Below are 255 nucleotides of genomic sequence, written 5' to 3'. Positions count from 1 at the left end.
CCTGCACCGGCGTTGAAATGTTCCGCAAGCTGCTCGACGAAGGTCGTGCTGGTGAGAACGTCGGCGTTCTGCTGCGTGGCACCAAGCGTGAAGACGTAGAGCGTGGCCAGGTTCTGGCCAAGCCGGGTACCATCAAGCCGCACACCAAGTTCGAGTGCGAAGTGTACGTGCTGTCCAAAGAAGAAGGTGGTCGTCACACCCCGTTCTTCAAGGGCTACCGTCCGCAGTTCTACTTCCGTACCACCGACGTAACCG

General features: G+C 59.2%; 1 protein-coding gene. It reads left to right on the top strand.

Annotation, left to right across the window (positions count from 1 at the left end):
• On the top strand, positions 1–255 hold a 255-nt coding region (locus L6D89_RS32570), incomplete at both ends, for an EF-Tu C-terminal domain-related protein (RefSeq protein ID WP_373875008.1).

Origin of the sequence: Pseudomonas pseudonitroreducens, assembly GCF_021603645.1 — a bacterium.
Taxonomy (GTDB): domain Bacteria; phylum Pseudomonadota; class Gammaproteobacteria; order Pseudomonadales; family Pseudomonadaceae; genus Pseudomonas; species Pseudomonas pseudonitroreducens.
The sequence above is the reverse complement of the archived record's forward strand: the minus strand, read 5'-3'. Positions and strand labels throughout refer to the sequence as shown.